The organism is Chryseobacterium sp. CS3K3.1 (assembly GCF_059515165.1).
Genome location: NZ_JCAKRV010000026.1, coordinates 1 through 15,900, shown reverse-complemented (window position 1 = coordinate 15,900; position 15,900 = coordinate 1). Strand labels below are relative to the sequence as shown.

Here is a 15,900-nt window from a genome sequence, read left to right as displayed (position 1 = left end):
TTTTTGATTTTTTTTTGATATTGAATAAAAAACCTTTTACAAATCAATTGCAAAAGGTTTTTAATAGAATATTTTATGCTTATTTAGCTCTCTCGTGAATTCTTTTAAAATTACCATCTATTTCTAATATCTGAAAATTCTTCATTACTTTCGGATATAGCTTTCCAATCATATACTATTTGTGGGATGTTTAAATTATATTCAAGATTTTTCTCATATATACTACTTGCTAATTTTATTGATTTTTGTTTTAATAATAAAAAATCATCAATACTTATTTTATCATCAATTGAAAGATGTAAAACATACTGTAAAGAATCATATAGCTCTTCCTTAACTGAATCTGAAACTATCTTGCTATGATTTATAAAATCATCAAAAACATCAAAAATATCTCCTAATAAATCCAACATTTTCCATTGTAAAGGTATTAATAAAATATCTATTAGTCGATTGATAAAAATAATATCATTTGCATATGAACTGCAATGTACTGCTAGTATTACTGAATTTAATGCATCTAATAATATTCTTCTATTATTTGATCTTAAACCTTTTATAAGATCTGATAGATAATTTTCGTAGTCATTGTAAAAATTAAATACAACTTTTATTCTTAAAACAGGGATATTGTTAGACTCCAGTTCCTCAGATATGGTTTTTATTCTATGAACAATATTATTATTGAGAATATCTTTATCAAAGCCTAAAACTCTAGAAATTATATCAGGTAGTTTATTAAATCTACTCACAAACTCTTCATAAATACTAGCACCAAATCCCTCATCTTTATATTTTTCATCGAGAAGATAAAACTTATCTAATCTCCACCATGCTTCACATTTAGTTAAAATATTTTCTAATTCTTCAGTACTCCAAATAATACCATTATCATTATTTATTGTTTTTGAACCATAATATAATTCTATAAAGTATTTATCAGTTCCTCTTGAAATTCCACTTCCTTTTTCTGTTCTTTGTTGTTGAATATTAAAGTTGGCTGCATGGATATATTTTTTAAATAATCCTTCTGCATCTACGATCTTTGGGTGAGGCCAATTAATAAAATCAAAATAATAAAAAACTGTGTTTTTAGGAAACCCAAACGTATCATCTGTTTGGCTCCAAATTGTATTAAATAATTTTTGAGATTGGTTTTTATTTAATTGCTTACAATTGTATAGAAATATCAATCGTTTTATGGCATTTTCTCTAATGCCTTTATCTCCTTTAGCTTTCTCAATTAAATAATCAAAAACCTCTTTTTTAAATTTTATTGCCCCCTTTATTTTATATTCTTTAACGAAATCAAATGGTTCTTGCAGCATATAGGAAATAGCAAAATCTGAGTTTATTATAGGAAATTCCAACAAAATCTCTAATGTTTTATTCAATAAATTATTACTACTTGAATTAATTAAATTGCTTAATAATTTATCTGTTTTTGGTAGTGCTAATTCTTTATTGTATAATTCTAAACATAATTTATATATTTCTAATTTTAATGAATCATTACATTTTGTACATAGCCTTGAAAGTAAATAAGGAACTTTTTGAGTAAATGCACGAGCTATTGGGTTTGACTGTCTTTCTGGTAAAATTTCATAAAAACTTTTTATGCATTCTTCTGTATATTTATCTATGAGTGAAGAAGAAAACTTAAGCATTTGCACGCGATCAAAAACAGTATCCACAACTTTTTCACTTCTACTTCTATTTAATATCGAAATTCCCCATTGTGGGGATACAAGTTTGATTCTTTCCAATACTCCATTAATTGTTTTATCACTAAAATTTAAACGTGATAAGCTCAGTGGTATAGCTAATTCTTCAATAAAACGAAGAAAAGTATACGCAATTATAAAATCTTCTGATCCTTTTCCAAGGATATATGTACGAGTTGTTTTACCTATTTCAAAATCACTATTACTAGATGTATTAGTATTTTGGTAATAAGGTCTTTGCAACATTAAATCAAAATATTTCTGCTCTCCCCATGGGTCACATTTGTATTGTAATAAATCATTCCAACGTTCACTATAATCATCGCTTTTTATCTTTGGATTAACTTCATTTTCTTCAAGTCGAATATTTTCTTGAACAAATTTAAGTTGGTACATTACATAAGACTCCAAAGAAACCCATGTATAGTCATCTTCTATTGGTGATAAGTTGAGTTTTCTTCTTATTTCGAGAAGGTTTACCTCTAAGAGCTTTACAGCTTCTTTAGATTGGCCAAATTCCGATAGTAGCATAGCTCGTTTTACATTCCAAAATACAGAAATATTGTCTTGAGGCCATTCATCTAATATTTTTTTTGCCTCATTGAGTTTTAATTTAAAAACAGCCTCAAGAATTTGTTCATAATAAAATAATGATAATTGATCAGATGTTAATTGCTGTTTAATTGAATTAAGTATGGTATAAGTGGCATTCCATTCTTTATCAAAATTTTCCTCCCTGTAAAATCTTAATAATGATAAAGATAATTGTATCCAAAAATTCTGATATTTATGTTGATCAATACGAATTAGTTTTTTGTCTTGAATATTGATTTCTCTATTTTCAAATATGTATTCAGGAAATAAGTTGTATCTGTCTAAAATTTTTTGAAAATAAGGCGCGATATCATTCCAGATAGGGAATAAACATTTTTCTAATCTCCAATTTAATTCATAGATATAATCCAAATCTTCTAAATCCTTTAATTTCTTGAAAACAAAGGTGTTTCTACTATGGAATTCTGTCAACAGCCATAATTTTTCCCTTTGTATTTGAGGTAAAATTATCCAATTTGGATACTTTTTTCTACAATTTTGCCATTCTTTAATTAATGGACTAAAATCTTCTTCATCAACTGAGATATGAATTTTCTTTAAATCATTTTGCAGCGGCCAATTTAAATTTTCACGTTTGAATCTTTGGCAAGCTAAATAATTAATAAATACTTCTAAACCTTTTTGATGATTTCCGTTTATATCTTTGTATGTTGATAAATCAACTGGAATTATATTTTTATTATTTAAAAGCTTTTTTTGGGATTCAGATAAATTTAAAACTCCTACTAAATAAATTTTGGAAGCATTATTTTTCCCAATATTGTCATTTATCCATCCTATCCATTGTAAAAAATTTGGATCATCACCAGAGAAGCCAAGCAAGCATAACGTATTTTCCAATAATGATTGTTGTACAGTATTAACAAAAGGGGCAAATTTTTTTGGATAGCTCCGATAATCTTCTTCAGTTATTATAAAAGGTCTTTCTGAGGGTAAGCTACCATGTAATTTGATTATTCTTGGTTTATTCGAATAGACTAAATCATTTTTATTAACTACAATGTCGTACCTTCTTGAAATCACATCCCTACAGCTTCGTTCAAGAAGCGTATCATAATTAGTGGTAAGTACATCAGTCCATGGTAATTCCATTAGTGTTTTGTGTAAGTCTGATGGTTCATATTCGTTATCAGCAATATTTTTCGCTATAAAATGCTCCAATGCAGATCTACCAAATGCTGCCTCATATTCTTCAGCAAGTTTTAATAAACTTGCATATTTTATTTCATTTGAAGGTTTTTTTCCGTGAAGTTTTTCATAAAAAGTATCTCCCAATTCCCACCAATTAGGAGGTTGCTTTGTAGAGTTTATAGTATTAATTGCATTTTTACTAAAACCAGCACCAACCATAATAGATGCATGTCCTGTCCATAAACGTTCAGCTATTTCAGCAAAATATGACTGAATATCAGATGGTAAATTATCTATCATAAGTTTTAAAGTATCTTGTATTACATTTTCCAGAAAAGAAAAATGAGTGGGTGTAAAAGAAGTAAGGTATTTTTGTATAAAATATATTTAACTATTTATTAAATTTTTCATTTTGATTTCCCTTCTATCAACCTTTCCAACTTCTCAATCATCTCCCTCTGCTGCTGAAGCATACGCTCATAAAGTTCCACCATTTTATCAAGAGGATTAAAATTGAAGTTAGGATAATAGTTATAACCATTCGATTGATCGTTGAAAGTATTAGAAATAATATTCACCGCCTGTTCCTCATCAAAATTCTCAATCGCTTCCGCGGGAACTTTCAAAATCTGGGCTACCTGCGCCAGAATATCAGATTCTACGGTTTCTTTTTGTTCCAGAAGGGAGATTTTCTTTTGGTTCCAGTCGTCGCCCAGCTCAAAAGCCAGAGCTTCTTGTTTGATGCCCAGCATTTCGCGGAAACGCTTTATATTTCTACCCTGATGTATTTTTTTATTTTGCATATCTGTGTAAGTCATAATAACAAATATAAAGCTTTAGAACAAAAAAATAATGCTCTGTTTTAAAATAAATACTATTCTAAAATATCCGTCTTTAAGAATAAAATATCCTTTATCCGGATGGTTTATCCTTCTTATTATCCCTTCATTTGTTGAAAAATAACAAAGATGAAAAGAAAAAGAAGAATGAACAGCAGCAAATATAATGAACTGCACAATCGTAACCTTACGGTTTTCCTCAAATCGTTTTCAAGGGCGTATGGCAGAATCGTGTACTTTCCCGAAATAAGAATTACAGGAAAATGGGTACAGCAATGTGGCTTTCAGGCAGGAGATAAGATATTGGTAACCGTAAGCAGAAACCAGATTATTTTGGAAAGGGAAGTGAGCTATGAGTGAAAATATTAGTTTTAAACCATCAGGAGGTTTAAATTTCTTAAATTAAAGTTTTTTTATTTTGAACCATTAAGATTGTAGGAAGAGGTTAAGAGGATTAAGATTCGTTTCGGTCCCTGGTGAGAGTGCTTTTTAAATAGAGCGGTAAGGCTTCATGAATGTCTTGTGTTCTCTTCATATTCTTAACAGCTTACCGCTTTCTTAATGGTTTTTAAATTAAGTATAGTTTTATCTCATCAATTGTGTTATTTAGCTCTAATGAGTGGAATATATTCTTTTACAAAAATGCCGATATATTTTCCATTATATTCTACAACACAAGTGCTGATATTCATTCGGTTGCAAAAATCCTGATACGCGGAATTGTCTCCGATATCATCACTGATAAACACTCCGCCAGGTCGTAGTTTTTTATAGATCTGATGATACGCCCACATTCTTCCGTGGTAACTTTTATCGGAATCATAGTGGAAAACATCAAATGAGGAAGCCTGCTTGAAAATTTTAGGCAGAGATTCTCTATCGGCAAAACGGAATAACTTCCAGTATTTTTGAAGATGATCAGGAACAACACATCCTGCATACTGATCTCCATTCTGAGCAAGTAAAGGCATATCTGAACTATAGAGTGTGCCGTTTCTTTTTTGAAGCGAAAGCAATATCGCAAGTGAAGACCATCCATAAGCCACTCCGGTTTCAAGAACGTTTTGTGCTTTGGTGAATTCACATGCATAATAAATAAGCTCCAATGCACCATGTTCACCCATTTTGACAGGGCATTCTTTTTCTTTTACACTGGCTTTTTGCAGGGTATCGGCATAATCAGATCTGAAATGATCAGCATCGCGGGAGAAAAGTCTGGAGATCACCTCTTCCTGAGAAACGGCTATGGATGCAGCCCAGAAATTTGCTCTGGCTTTTCCTTTGGACGGACTTCTTCTGTTGAATGTGTTTTTGATGATTTTTCTGCCCAGTTCAGGATAAAGAGGGGGCCTTTTAAGATAAGCTACAAATGTTTTGAGGACTGTTGACATTTCACAGATGTTGTATTATAGTTTTCAGCAAATGTACTTTTTTTAAAAGCCATATTGCATTGAGACAACATTAATTTTAACAGTAAATCTGTTAAGGTTTTGTAATAAATACAGTCCGGAAATTATCAGTGAGATCTCTTGTTTTTGATTTAAAAACAGATCAGGTTGGCTTTCAGTTTTTTAAAGTAGAAATCGTTTTTTTATACGTGAAGAAGAATTTTTGTTTTTTCCTTTACAAAAATGCCTTTCCAAAAATATATGGAGTACGGTCATCAAAACGGTGATACTTTTCTGCTTTTTCACTGGGGTAGGTATTTTATTTAACACACTAAAAAGTGTGTTGTATGCAAATGTATAAAATAAATGGAAAAAATCAAAAGAAAATAAGACGAAATCATCCTGAATATATAGAATGGTCTGCTGCTGTAGAAAGTTATACTCAGAAAATTGCTTTATCTTTGGGCTTTTAATGTTTGCAGGTATTAAATAATATTATTTGAAGATGAAGTTTTTATTAGACCTTTTGTTTCGTACGATTCAGCTTTTTACAGAGCCTTATTTCTTAGTATTTCTCGCAGTGGTTATCATTGCACTTTTAAGAAGAAAAAACAAACGTAAAAACCTACGGATAGGAATTGGCATTGTTGCCGTTTTAATGATCATTTTTATAGGAAATGGTTTTCTCGGAAAGTTCACCGCAGAATATCTGCAGAAAAGTTATGTGAATACTATTGCGAATAAAAACGGGGCTTCTCAGAATCCTGTTATCGTTGTATTGGGTGGCGGCGTTGTAGATTTTAACCAAACAGAAAAGCTGCATACATTGTCTTATTCCAGACTGGTAACCGCCTATCAGCTGTATCATGAATACAGGAAAAATAATCTGCCTTGTAAAATAGTCATTTCAGGAAAGGGGAGAGGACATACAAGTGAAGCAGAACTCTTCAGCGAAAATTTTAAAAACATGGGGGTTTCGGATGCTGATATCATCAAAGAAGACAAAAGCATGAATACCTATGAAAATGCAAAATATTCCAGCAAGATCCTTAAACAGATGGCTCCTTCTGATGTCTGTCTGGTGACTTCCGGTTTTCATATGAAAAGGTCTGTGGCTTTGTTTCAGACATTTGGGGTAAATCCCGTTCCGCAAGCTTCAGATTTTATAGATACGGAAATTACCTGGTTTCCTAACAGCTATAACGCAGCATTTACTTTTGTGATGCTTAAAGAAGTACTGGGAATATGGCAGGTGCAGCTGTATAACAGTTTGGGATTGAATGGCTAGTACATACACTTATGATAAAAACCGGACATTTAAAATTACTTAAGTGTCCGGTTTTGTTTTTATAGTAAACGTATGTAAGCTGTACAAAAACCATAAAGTCATAAAACCTATCATTTTTAACCACTTGAGTTCAGAAGTTTAAAATAAAACTTAAACCTTTAAATCATACAAAGTGTTAAATATTAGTCAATTATACAAAAAACGATACAGCTGCCCAAATAAGCCGTGTTTATCAAGTCAGTAACTATGCTATCTGACTGAAAATAGAGGAGATATATGGGCAAATTGTATTTCAGCCTGATTATTTGGTTTTTGTAAAGGGTTACATAAAAAATACATTAAATTTATGTCCATCCGGATCTGCAAATACAAAACCGTAGTAATTGTCTCCAAAAGTCTCAGGCTCTGACACTATGGTTCCGCCAGCTTTTCTAACTTCTTCAGCCCAATTGTCTACCTGAGTTTTATTTTCTGCAGAAAGGGTAAATATGATTTCGTTGGAGTGGTGGGGATCTCCAAACTTCATACTTTTCAGGTTGTTTTCAATAACAGTTTGTAAAAAAAAGTGAATAATGAATTGATTTCCAGCCATAAAAAAACTTACCAGTTCATTGGACGTGTGTGGATTATTGGGCCTGAAACCCAGTTCAGTATAGAATTTCTGTGTGCGTTCAAGGTCGGTTACGGCCAGATTGGCCCAGATCATTTTAGGTTTCATATCGGTGATATTTTGGTTAGGATAAAGGTATTTTGTTTTTACAGAATAAAAACTGTCATGTGGCAAGATTTCGTATTTTTAAGGGGTAAATGAACATGATGGAAACTATATTTCAGGAGATGGTTTTCCTTCTAAATTTCCTGTTGGGTAATTTAACATAATATAAAAGAAGTTAAGTTATAATTAATGATCGAAGACCCTTTAAAGACCCTTGTCAAGGAAAAGCTATTGGGTAGGAAAAGTTTGAGAATAACGGATTCTCAGACAATAAATGCTCTATTTCACTTCTATTATAAAAATCCTATAATTTATATTATGTTAAATTGTATATTGTTCTGGTTTCAAAAATTCACAGAACATCTTAGGTTTCATTACTTTGCTCTCCTGATTATTGTATCGGGGTTTTCAAGTCATACTCAACTCTATTCAAGGTTGTGCTAATGAGAAATGGCGGATTAAAGAATTTTAACACCCTTAATCCGCCATCTTGTAAACTGCTGTGATCAGAAGTTTTCTATTGATTTAATTCTTATTTAATTTTTCTAATTCAGGTAAATCTTTTTTGTACTTTTCAACGTCCCAAGCTAAATTCCAGTTTTTAACGTAGTCAGAGATTGGACCCAAGCCAACTTCTGTTCTTCTTTTATCTACATTATCAGGATCTAGTAAAGGTAAAACATAGTAAGTATTATTACTTTGATTGACTCCTATCTGGCTTCCGTATATTTGTTTTCTGCCTTCCCGGATTTCTATTCTGTCAATTAACAACGCTAAAGAACCTGCACTGGCATTTCCTTTTGTGACAGCTTCTTTCATCATGGGTAGATATTTTTTCTGCGTTTCCAGATCTGAATGCTGAATCACAAGAAATAAGGCACTATTGGCTTGTGCACCTACTTTGTCTTTACCCACCCAGCCTTTTTCATCTAATATTTTTTTTACTTTTAACAGGTTAAGAGAGTCTTTCTGCATTGTTTTTTTCCAAAGATCATTCATTTCCTTAGATTGCGGACCAAATTTTTTTTGCGTTTCATCCATTTGCATTCTATATTTTTGGTCTTCCTCAAGAATTGCCAGTAATTCAGCCTGCAATGGTTTGTCATAATGGGCTTCTATGACCGCTATTTTCTTTTCTAACTTTTCAATTGTTTTTCCCCATTCTTTTTTTGAATGTAGATTATCCAAATCAGAATCAGATTTTAAGTGCTTCAGATTGGTCCAGCCTTTATCTATGGATAGGTTCAGCCATTTGAATGCTTGTTTTGTATTTCCTGCCAAGGAAGATGAACATGCGCCATTATATAAGTGACTTGGATTTTCGCTTTCGATTTTAAAAGCTTTACCATATACATCCGTAGACATTTTATAATCTTTTGCCCTATATAATTGATCGGCTTCAATGATTAATTTTGAGTATTCCTGAGCGTTAGCGCCTGTGAATAAAAATAATAACAACAAAGCATAAAGAGTGTTTCTCATTTTTTCTGTATTTAATTCTTAGATTTTAGATGGTTACGTTTTGTTTTCAGACTCAATTTAATTGATATAATTTTTACAAAGCCATTTATGCTACGAATATAAAATTTATTTTGATGATGGGATTGTTAAGAAATCACAAAAAAATCATCCTAAGTTTTGGATGATTTGATGAATCTTTTGTTTTTAGATAAAATTTCAGTATGTTTTTAATTGAAACATCATCTTAAAAAATGTTTATAAAAACTAAAAATTATTTTAGCTTGCTTCTCTCCTCTTCCCAGAATTTGTCCATAATTGCCTTAGATTCTCCCGCGCTTTTCAGCATTTTGATGTCCCCGTTGTCATCAATTGTATAATGTCCTTTAAAAGCATCAGGCATAGCCTCGTATTGTCTGTTTACTTGTTCTAATGTTTCTTTAAAACAAGGATAACCATATTTTTCAACTAAGTACGGCAAAGCATTTCCTCCTTTTAAAAGTTCGTACTCCTGAAAGTTATAAGGTGTCGTTTGCTGTCTTTTAGCCAATGATTGGTTAAATTTTTTTAAAAGCTGAGTGATTTCCTTTTCCTCAATAAAATTTGAAAGTCCGCGTAAGGCATATATTTTCATATCCAGATAACGTTCTTTCTTATAGGCATTCAGGAAAAAATCCTTCAGTAACGGATAAGTAAAGTCATAAAGCAATTTTAATATTTTATTTCGAATATCTAATTGTTTTGCTGAGTTGTAAATAGTCATCAGATGTTCCACATTGTCATTGCTGATAATGCTTTTGTCTAAATTAAACAGTACATTTCGAAATTCTGGCTTCTTTTCATTATCCTTTTTGTTCGTTAAAATATCCGGAAAGTTGCTGGCCATACTATCAATACAAGTGTAATTCTTAGTTATTATTGTTAATAATCGGAGCAAGTTCTTTTTTCAGTTCTTCAAACTTCTCCTTGCTCATCATATCAATTTCCACGAGTTCTTTTGCTTCTTTTAATTTTGCAATCGCTTCTTCTCTGGTCATTTTTCTATTTTTTAAAAGAATTTCACCAGATTCAATCCCTAGCTCCGTATCCATCACGCTTAAATATTTATTGATACCAAAAGCTCTGTCATTTATTTCTCCCAAAACCATAACTACGTACAAAGGCTTATTTTTGCTGCCTCTATGATAAGTTTTTATTTCTCTGACAATCACTTTAGTATTTTTTAAGCTGATATCTGCCATATTTTGTGCTTCTCCACCCATAGCAGACATAATACTTCCAAATCCAGCCGGTCTTCCCATTTGTACAAAGTCATAAGTCTTTTTGGAAGTACTTCTTGATTGTGAAATTCCCCCTCTTGCTTTATTTCCGTAACTTCCTGAATAAGTCCTTGTATTCAGCTCTTCAGAGGTTGGAGATCCTAATATTAAAGTATCACCTACCTTTACACTATTTTTACTCGTTGTTATATATTCCTTAACCTGAGCACCGTTTTTAATAGTGTTGAAGAAATTAATATCCTGTGTGTTTTCGTAGGTCAATAAATCAATATTTTCCTGAGCTTGAATATTTACTATCGATAAGAGAATAGTAAAAAGAGTAATTGTTTTTTTCATAATTGTTATTTTGTATATTGGAATTCAATTTTTAGTTTGCAGTTGATTATTCCAGTGTACACAAATATAACACAGTTATTTATATATAAAATGAGGAAAACCATAAAGCTCCAAAATCCGCAGATTTTGGAGCAGGGTTTAAATAGCTAACCTTTCGGCTGTTCTACTATTGCTTGGTGATTTTATGGAAAAAAGTATCACCTTTAAAGATATAGTCTCCTGAAGGATATTCAGTCAGATCGATGGTATTTTTCCCTTTTCTGAACAATATATTTTTAATGAGGTTACCGTTATTATCATATAAATACACATTTTCGTCTACTGAGGATTCCACGTTGATCACTCCTGTCGTTGGATTAGGATAAGCGGAAGTTTTTGTTTTTGGAGAAGCTTCTCTTGTTGACAGAAAACAACCTGAAATATAGGTATCTCCGATAATATTAAAACCTTTGTTGATCAGCTGCGCTCTGGCCAGCATCGCTTGCGGTGTAGAATAAACCAATCCTGCTGCATCTATAGTTCCGGACGTTATTGTGGAGTTTGCCCAGGTAGGATTATTATTCAGAGCGATGAGAAAATTGCTGTAATTCGTACAAGATAAGCCGGCATTTTTAAATCCGAAATAGATTGTATTCCAGTTGAAGTTCTGCAGCTTGATATTCCATGAAGAAATATCCTGGTCAAAATGCGAAGTACCTGCAAACATATTTAATCCGGCGAAATAATCAGCCTTACTTACATCCCAGTTTCCGATGGGCTGATTGAATGATACTGCATTTTCAAACATATGCTCAAAATCTGTCACTTTACCTGTATTCCAGTTGTCAAGTGGCTGATTAAATGCTGCCGCATTATAGAATGTATAGCGGAAATTAGTCGCATTTTCTGTATTCCATGAATTTAATGGCTGATTGAAAGCTGTGGCATCTGCAAACATGGAGGAGAAATCAGTTCCGGATACCGTATTCCAGCCAGAAATATCCTGATTGAAAGAAGATGCAGAAGAAAACATACTGCTGAAATTCGTTACTTTTGCCGTATCCCAGTTTCCGATATTCTGATTAAACAGCGTTGCTCCGCTGAACATACCGCTCATGTCCGTAATACGGAATGGATTCCAGTAAGAAAATGAAGTATGGCCTGTCAAAGATGAACAGTTTAGGAACATTTGTGATAAACTGGTTATCTGTGTCAAATCAGGAGTATCTGCAGCCGTTACGTTAAGATTGGGACAGTTGGCAAATGCTCTGTCGAATTGCTGAAGCCATGTCGTATTTCCCCACTGGCTGAGTTCTATGAGTTCCTGATTTCCACCTGGAGGAATGATGTCGGTATTGGCCCTGAACCCATAAAATAATCCGTTACCGCTGAATACTTTTAATTCATAAGTGGCCTGCAGAGGATCTGGATGGAATGATGGCCCAAAATATATAAGTAAAGGCTCACTGCTGCTAGAGTTTACATTATCAAACATCCCGTTATGCTCAGGATATCCTACTTCGTGCCAGTAAATGGTGTAATCGGTTCCTGTGCCGCCGAATCTTATTGAATGATCAATAATGCCGTTTGCATTGGGTTTCCAGATGGTAGTAAATTCATTCTGCGCATAGGAAATGCAAAATAAAAGGAGAAAAATGATTATTAGTTGTTTTTTACACATAATTTAAAAAAGTCGTTTTAAGGTTAAAATTGGTTTGGGTAAGACAATTAATTTCCCGGGATTCTTTATCTTATCTCTGATACAAAGGTACTGGCGCACAGCGACAAAACTCGTCGTATTAAAAGTTTTTCCCTCTTTTTTTTCTTTTTTTTTGATTAATTTTTGTATAAAAAACAGCGTACAAACTAGCAGAAATAGTCTGTATTCTAAAAGGTGGTTTTACATGGATACCTAAAAAAAATCTGCAGCTATTAAGTAATAATAACTGCAGAAAACAGATTGATTTATATGGTGATTTTCACACCGGCGGAAATAGTAATTCCGGGAAGCGGACTGAGAAATTTTAACTGAGAGTTCTGAAGTCTTGCCTCAGCATTCAGCAGGTTATTTCCTATGATATAATATTCCAGATTATCTAAACCCAGACTGCTGTCCTTATAAGAAAAACGGGCATTCAACAGTGAAAATGCGGGCATTGGAAGTTCAGGATTAATATTTTTACCTAAATATTTTTGCTGTAAGTAATGGTCTAAGCTGATATTCACGCTGAAGTTCTCTAGAGTTCCTTCCAGATTGAACCCGAAACGGCTGGTAGGCATATTGGGCATATAATCGCCATCACTCCACTTTCTTATGGAGCTGTCGGCAACGCTTATATTTCTTACCAGATCATAATATCCGCCTATCTCCCACTTTCCTGCTTTTCCGAGATCTGCTTTATAAGCAGCTTCCGCTTCAATTCCATTTATCTCCGTATCATCGGAACGCCATTCTTTTACCAGAAAAACTTCTCTGGAAATACCGGTGTGGGCAAGATAAATATAGTTTTTATAAGAGGTATGATACCAGCTGGCAGATATCCGGAGGTTTTTCAGATTAACTCCAGTCCCGATTTCAACGGTATTGGCTGTTTCCTTATCCAGCTTGTCATCACCATTTTCTTCTGTCAGGATCGCAAAATGATTGTTTCCTGAATAAAGCTCATTCACTTCCGGAGCTCTTTCTGAATGGTTGTACTGTACTTTCAGATACCCTTTTTTAAAGAGAGTCCATTGTGCGGAACTATGAAATTGGTGAAGAGTGAAATCTCTGTCACTGAGTTTTCCTCCGGAAAGTCCGCGGCTTCTGACATACTTACTATCTGCTTCTGCCCTGCGTTGTACATGATCGTTTCTATACCCAAGATCCAGTTGAAGAAAATTAAAATCAAGGTGCTGCATGGTAAAGATTCCGATTTCGCAGCTTATATTATTGGGTAAGTATCTCTGGCCTCCAGTTCCTTCCATATCTCTGTATTGTATTTCAAGGCCTGTGGTTCCGGTAAGAAATTGTAATTTCTGCTGGGTGATTTCCAGGCGTCCGTTATGCTGGTTCACAGCAAACTGATTGGCACGGTAACGATCCAGAAGTTCTGCATTTTTTGAAAATACTCCCATATAGTTCAGTTTGATGCTTGAAATCGGAAAACGGGTAAACTTGTAACCGGATTCAAACATCGCTTTGTGAGATAAGCTTCTGATATTAATGGGACTATATTCTATTTTGGGTTGTGGTTTTCCATGGCTATGTTGGGGTATTTTAGGTATTGCATACCCGGGAACTCCAAAATAGGAGTAAGAATTCTGATACGCGCCTCCAGCATACAATGATTTTCCTATATAACTGGTGCCAACATAAAATGAATTGCTTTCTGAATGACTGTTGGGAATCTCGCCGTCTCTTGTTTCCACATAATCTTTGATTCCGTTTACTTCACTTTTGTACCGGTCTTTCACTGCATCCTGGCCAGGAATGTACAGATCGTTCTTCGGGTTGGGATAATATTTACCGTCAGCAGGATTGTAATACGTGGAACTGAATGTATACAGATCATCTTCCGAAAGCTCATATTCTATCATATGATCTTTGGCAAACTGACTGATATAAGGAAAAAGGCTCTTATTCAGGACACGTCTGGAATCTACATTGATCTGGCAAAGTGACTGTAAAATACTGTTGAAACCTACAAGCTCAGGATCATAGCATCTGTCGTCTTTTGATTTTCCCGGAATTCTGACTATTTCCTGCTTCTGATTGGATGCTCCAACAGTCCAAACCCAGTTTTTAGCAATAATTCCTCTGGCTGAAAAAGCCTGTTTCTGACCACTGTTACTGCCTCCTTCAAGGAGTCCTTTGAAATTTATCTTTTTTTCCGGAAGCTGTCTGGCAATATAATCTGTTTCAATATCTACGGCTCCTCCAATAGCTTTTCCACCATACAAAACCGATGCAGAATTTTTGTAAACAGTGATATTCTGAACACTGTTCATTTCGATATCCGTATTAAAATCCGGGCTTATTCCCGAAAGGTCATTCACGGCCATTCCGTTTTCCAGTATTTTTACCCGGTTTCCGCTTAAGCTTCTGATAACGGGAGCGCCGGAATTCGGTCCATATCCCGAATTTTGAATTCCTGGAATTTTACTCAATGTTTCTCCCAGGGTATTGGATTGAATGAAATCCAGTTTTTTTCTTGAAATATTGGCAGCGTTGTAATTTGTTTTTCCCTGTACCTGAATGGACTCTATGTCCTTTACCGTTCTTTTTTCGGGGATAATTTTCTGCGCTTTCAGAAGTGATGAAGAATAAATAAGTGAGCTGCCTGCCAAAAAATAAAAGGTCCTTTTCATGTGCATATACTTTAATGATCCGGCAAAGCTAGAAAATTAAATTTATTAATGCAACTTTGTTGCTTTATTGATTGTCTCCGAAATTTCATGTTTAAATCTAAATAATTGAAAAATAGTTCTCTGCCAGTTATTTTTTACTACTCTCAGATTTTCTTGTAGTACATAAAAAAGCCGCCCTGGAAAGAGCGGCTGAAACTATTACATTAATATTATGAATATGTTTAATCTCAATCTACATTAGTTCGGATATTTTATAGCATCCGACAGCTCTATCGGATTATTGTACTTCTTCAGACGGGACTGGATTGTTTTGGTCATTTCTCTGAAATTTGGCTTCACCTCTTTTCCTCTTTCATCTATAAATTTTGCCTGAACATTGCTTGATTTCATTTCTCTTAATGGGTCATTATAATAATCTAAAGATACTTTCTGTAACTGCTTTTGCGGAACAGTGAGGGCTCCTTTGTATATATTCTCAAAATCTAATGTATCAGATTTTTTCTTTAGAGAATAAAGGTTAAACGTATAAGAGCTGGTAGAATCTGCCATCTCGATGATGAATCCGGGTAAATTTCGAAAAATATACGGTCCGGCCTGAATGGGTACATCTTGAGTATACCATGCTTCCCCAAGCTTAAATCTTAAAAGTTATAAATAGAAAGGTTTCTTTAAGATCTAGCTCAAATTTCCCTGATGGAATAATGTAATGCAGGAAAATTTAATTTTTAAGAATACAAAAGAGGCTGTCTCAAAAGTGAGACAGTCTTTTTTTTGAGCATAAAAAAAGGAAAGCTTTT

General features: G+C 33.6%; 11 protein-coding genes and 1 pseudogene. 2 read left to right on the top strand and 10 right to left on the bottom strand.

The annotated features are described in order from the left end of the window. Nucleotides 1-110: 110 nt before the first annotated feature. Both AC5YGI_RS19950 and AC5YGI_RS19945 read right to left on the bottom strand, forming a co-directional pair. Nucleotides 111-3,770: an SIR2 family NAD-dependent protein deacylase gene (locus tag AC5YGI_RS19950; RefSeq protein WP_496169412.1), complete on the bottom strand. Its 3,660-nt coding sequence runs from the start codon at nt 3,768-3,770 to the stop codon at nt 111-113. Between the two features lie 107 nt (nt 3,771-3,877). Next, nucleotides 3,878-4,288, bottom strand: a complete 411-nt coding sequence (locus AC5YGI_RS19945; RefSeq protein ID WP_496169409.1) for a helix-turn-helix transcriptional regulator — start codon at nt 4,286-4,288, stop codon at nt 3,878-3,880. 150 nt (nt 4,289-4,438) lie between these two features. Here AC5YGI_RS19945 and AC5YGI_RS19940 point away from each other — a divergent pair, with 150 nt between their 5' ends. Beyond that, a complete protein-coding gene (locus AC5YGI_RS19940; protein ID WP_228406585.1) occupies nt 4,439-4,669 on the top strand; it encodes a SymE family type I addiction module toxin in 231 nt (76 codons plus the stop codon). A gap of 242 nt (nt 4,670-4,911) precedes the next feature. On the opposite strand, the gene AC5YGI_RS19935 is transcribed toward AC5YGI_RS19940, so the two are convergent. Next, nucleotides 4,912-5,700 (bottom strand): O-methyltransferase, encoded by a 789-nt coding sequence (locus tag AC5YGI_RS19935; RefSeq protein ID WP_496169406.1) that lies wholly within the window; start codon nt 5,698-5,700, stop codon nt 4,912-4,914. A 502-nt stretch (nt 5,701-6,202) separates the two neighbouring features. Here AC5YGI_RS19935 and AC5YGI_RS19930 point away from each other — a divergent pair. Continuing rightward, nucleotides 6,203-6,985 (top strand): YdcF family protein, encoded by a 783-nt coding sequence (locus AC5YGI_RS19930; RefSeq protein ID WP_496169404.1) that lies wholly within the window; start codon nt 6,203-6,205, stop codon nt 6,983-6,985. 322 nt (nt 6,986-7,307) lie between these two features. Here the strand turns inward: AC5YGI_RS19930 and AC5YGI_RS19925 are convergent, their stop codons facing one another. The 7 genes and pseudogenes from AC5YGI_RS19925 to AC5YGI_RS19895 form a co-directional block, all read right to left on the bottom strand. Further along, entirely contained in the window at nt 7,308-7,769 is a 462-nt protein-coding gene (locus AC5YGI_RS19925; RefSeq protein WP_496169399.1) for a VOC family protein, read from the bottom strand. 456 nt (nt 7,770-8,225) lie between these two features. After that, nucleotides 8,226-9,161, bottom strand: coding sequence for a DUF6624 domain-containing protein (locus tag AC5YGI_RS19920; protein WP_496169397.1), 936 nt, complete (start codon nt 9,159-9,161; stop codon nt 8,226-8,228). A gap of 271 nt (nt 9,162-9,432) precedes the next feature. After that, on the bottom strand, nt 9,433-10,044 hold the full coding sequence (locus tag AC5YGI_RS19915; protein ID WP_496169395.1) for a hypothetical protein: 612 nt from the start codon (nt 10,042-10,044) through the stop codon (nt 9,433-9,435). Between the two features lie 22 nt (nt 10,045-10,066). Next, entirely contained in the window at nt 10,067-10,774 is a 708-nt protein-coding gene (locus AC5YGI_RS19910; protein ID WP_446105784.1) for a hypothetical protein, read from the bottom strand. A gap of 166 nt (nt 10,775-10,940) precedes the next feature. Continuing rightward, nucleotides 10,941-12,434, bottom strand: a complete 1,494-nt coding sequence (locus tag AC5YGI_RS19905; RefSeq protein ID WP_496169392.1) for a BspA family leucine-rich repeat surface protein — start codon at nt 12,432-12,434, stop codon at nt 10,941-10,943. 284 nt (nt 12,435-12,718) lie between these two features. Next, the gene (locus AC5YGI_RS19900; protein ID WP_496169390.1) at nt 12,719-15,103 is read right to left on the bottom strand and encodes a TonB-dependent receptor; all 2,385 of its coding nucleotides are present in this window, start codon (nt 15,101-15,103) and stop codon (nt 12,719-12,721) included. A gap of 237 nt (nt 15,104-15,340) precedes the next feature. Further along, a pseudogene (locus AC5YGI_RS19895) lies at nt 15,341-15,718 on the bottom strand (GLPGLI family protein); the annotation flags it as partial. Nucleotides 15,719-15,900 lie beyond the last annotated feature (182 nt).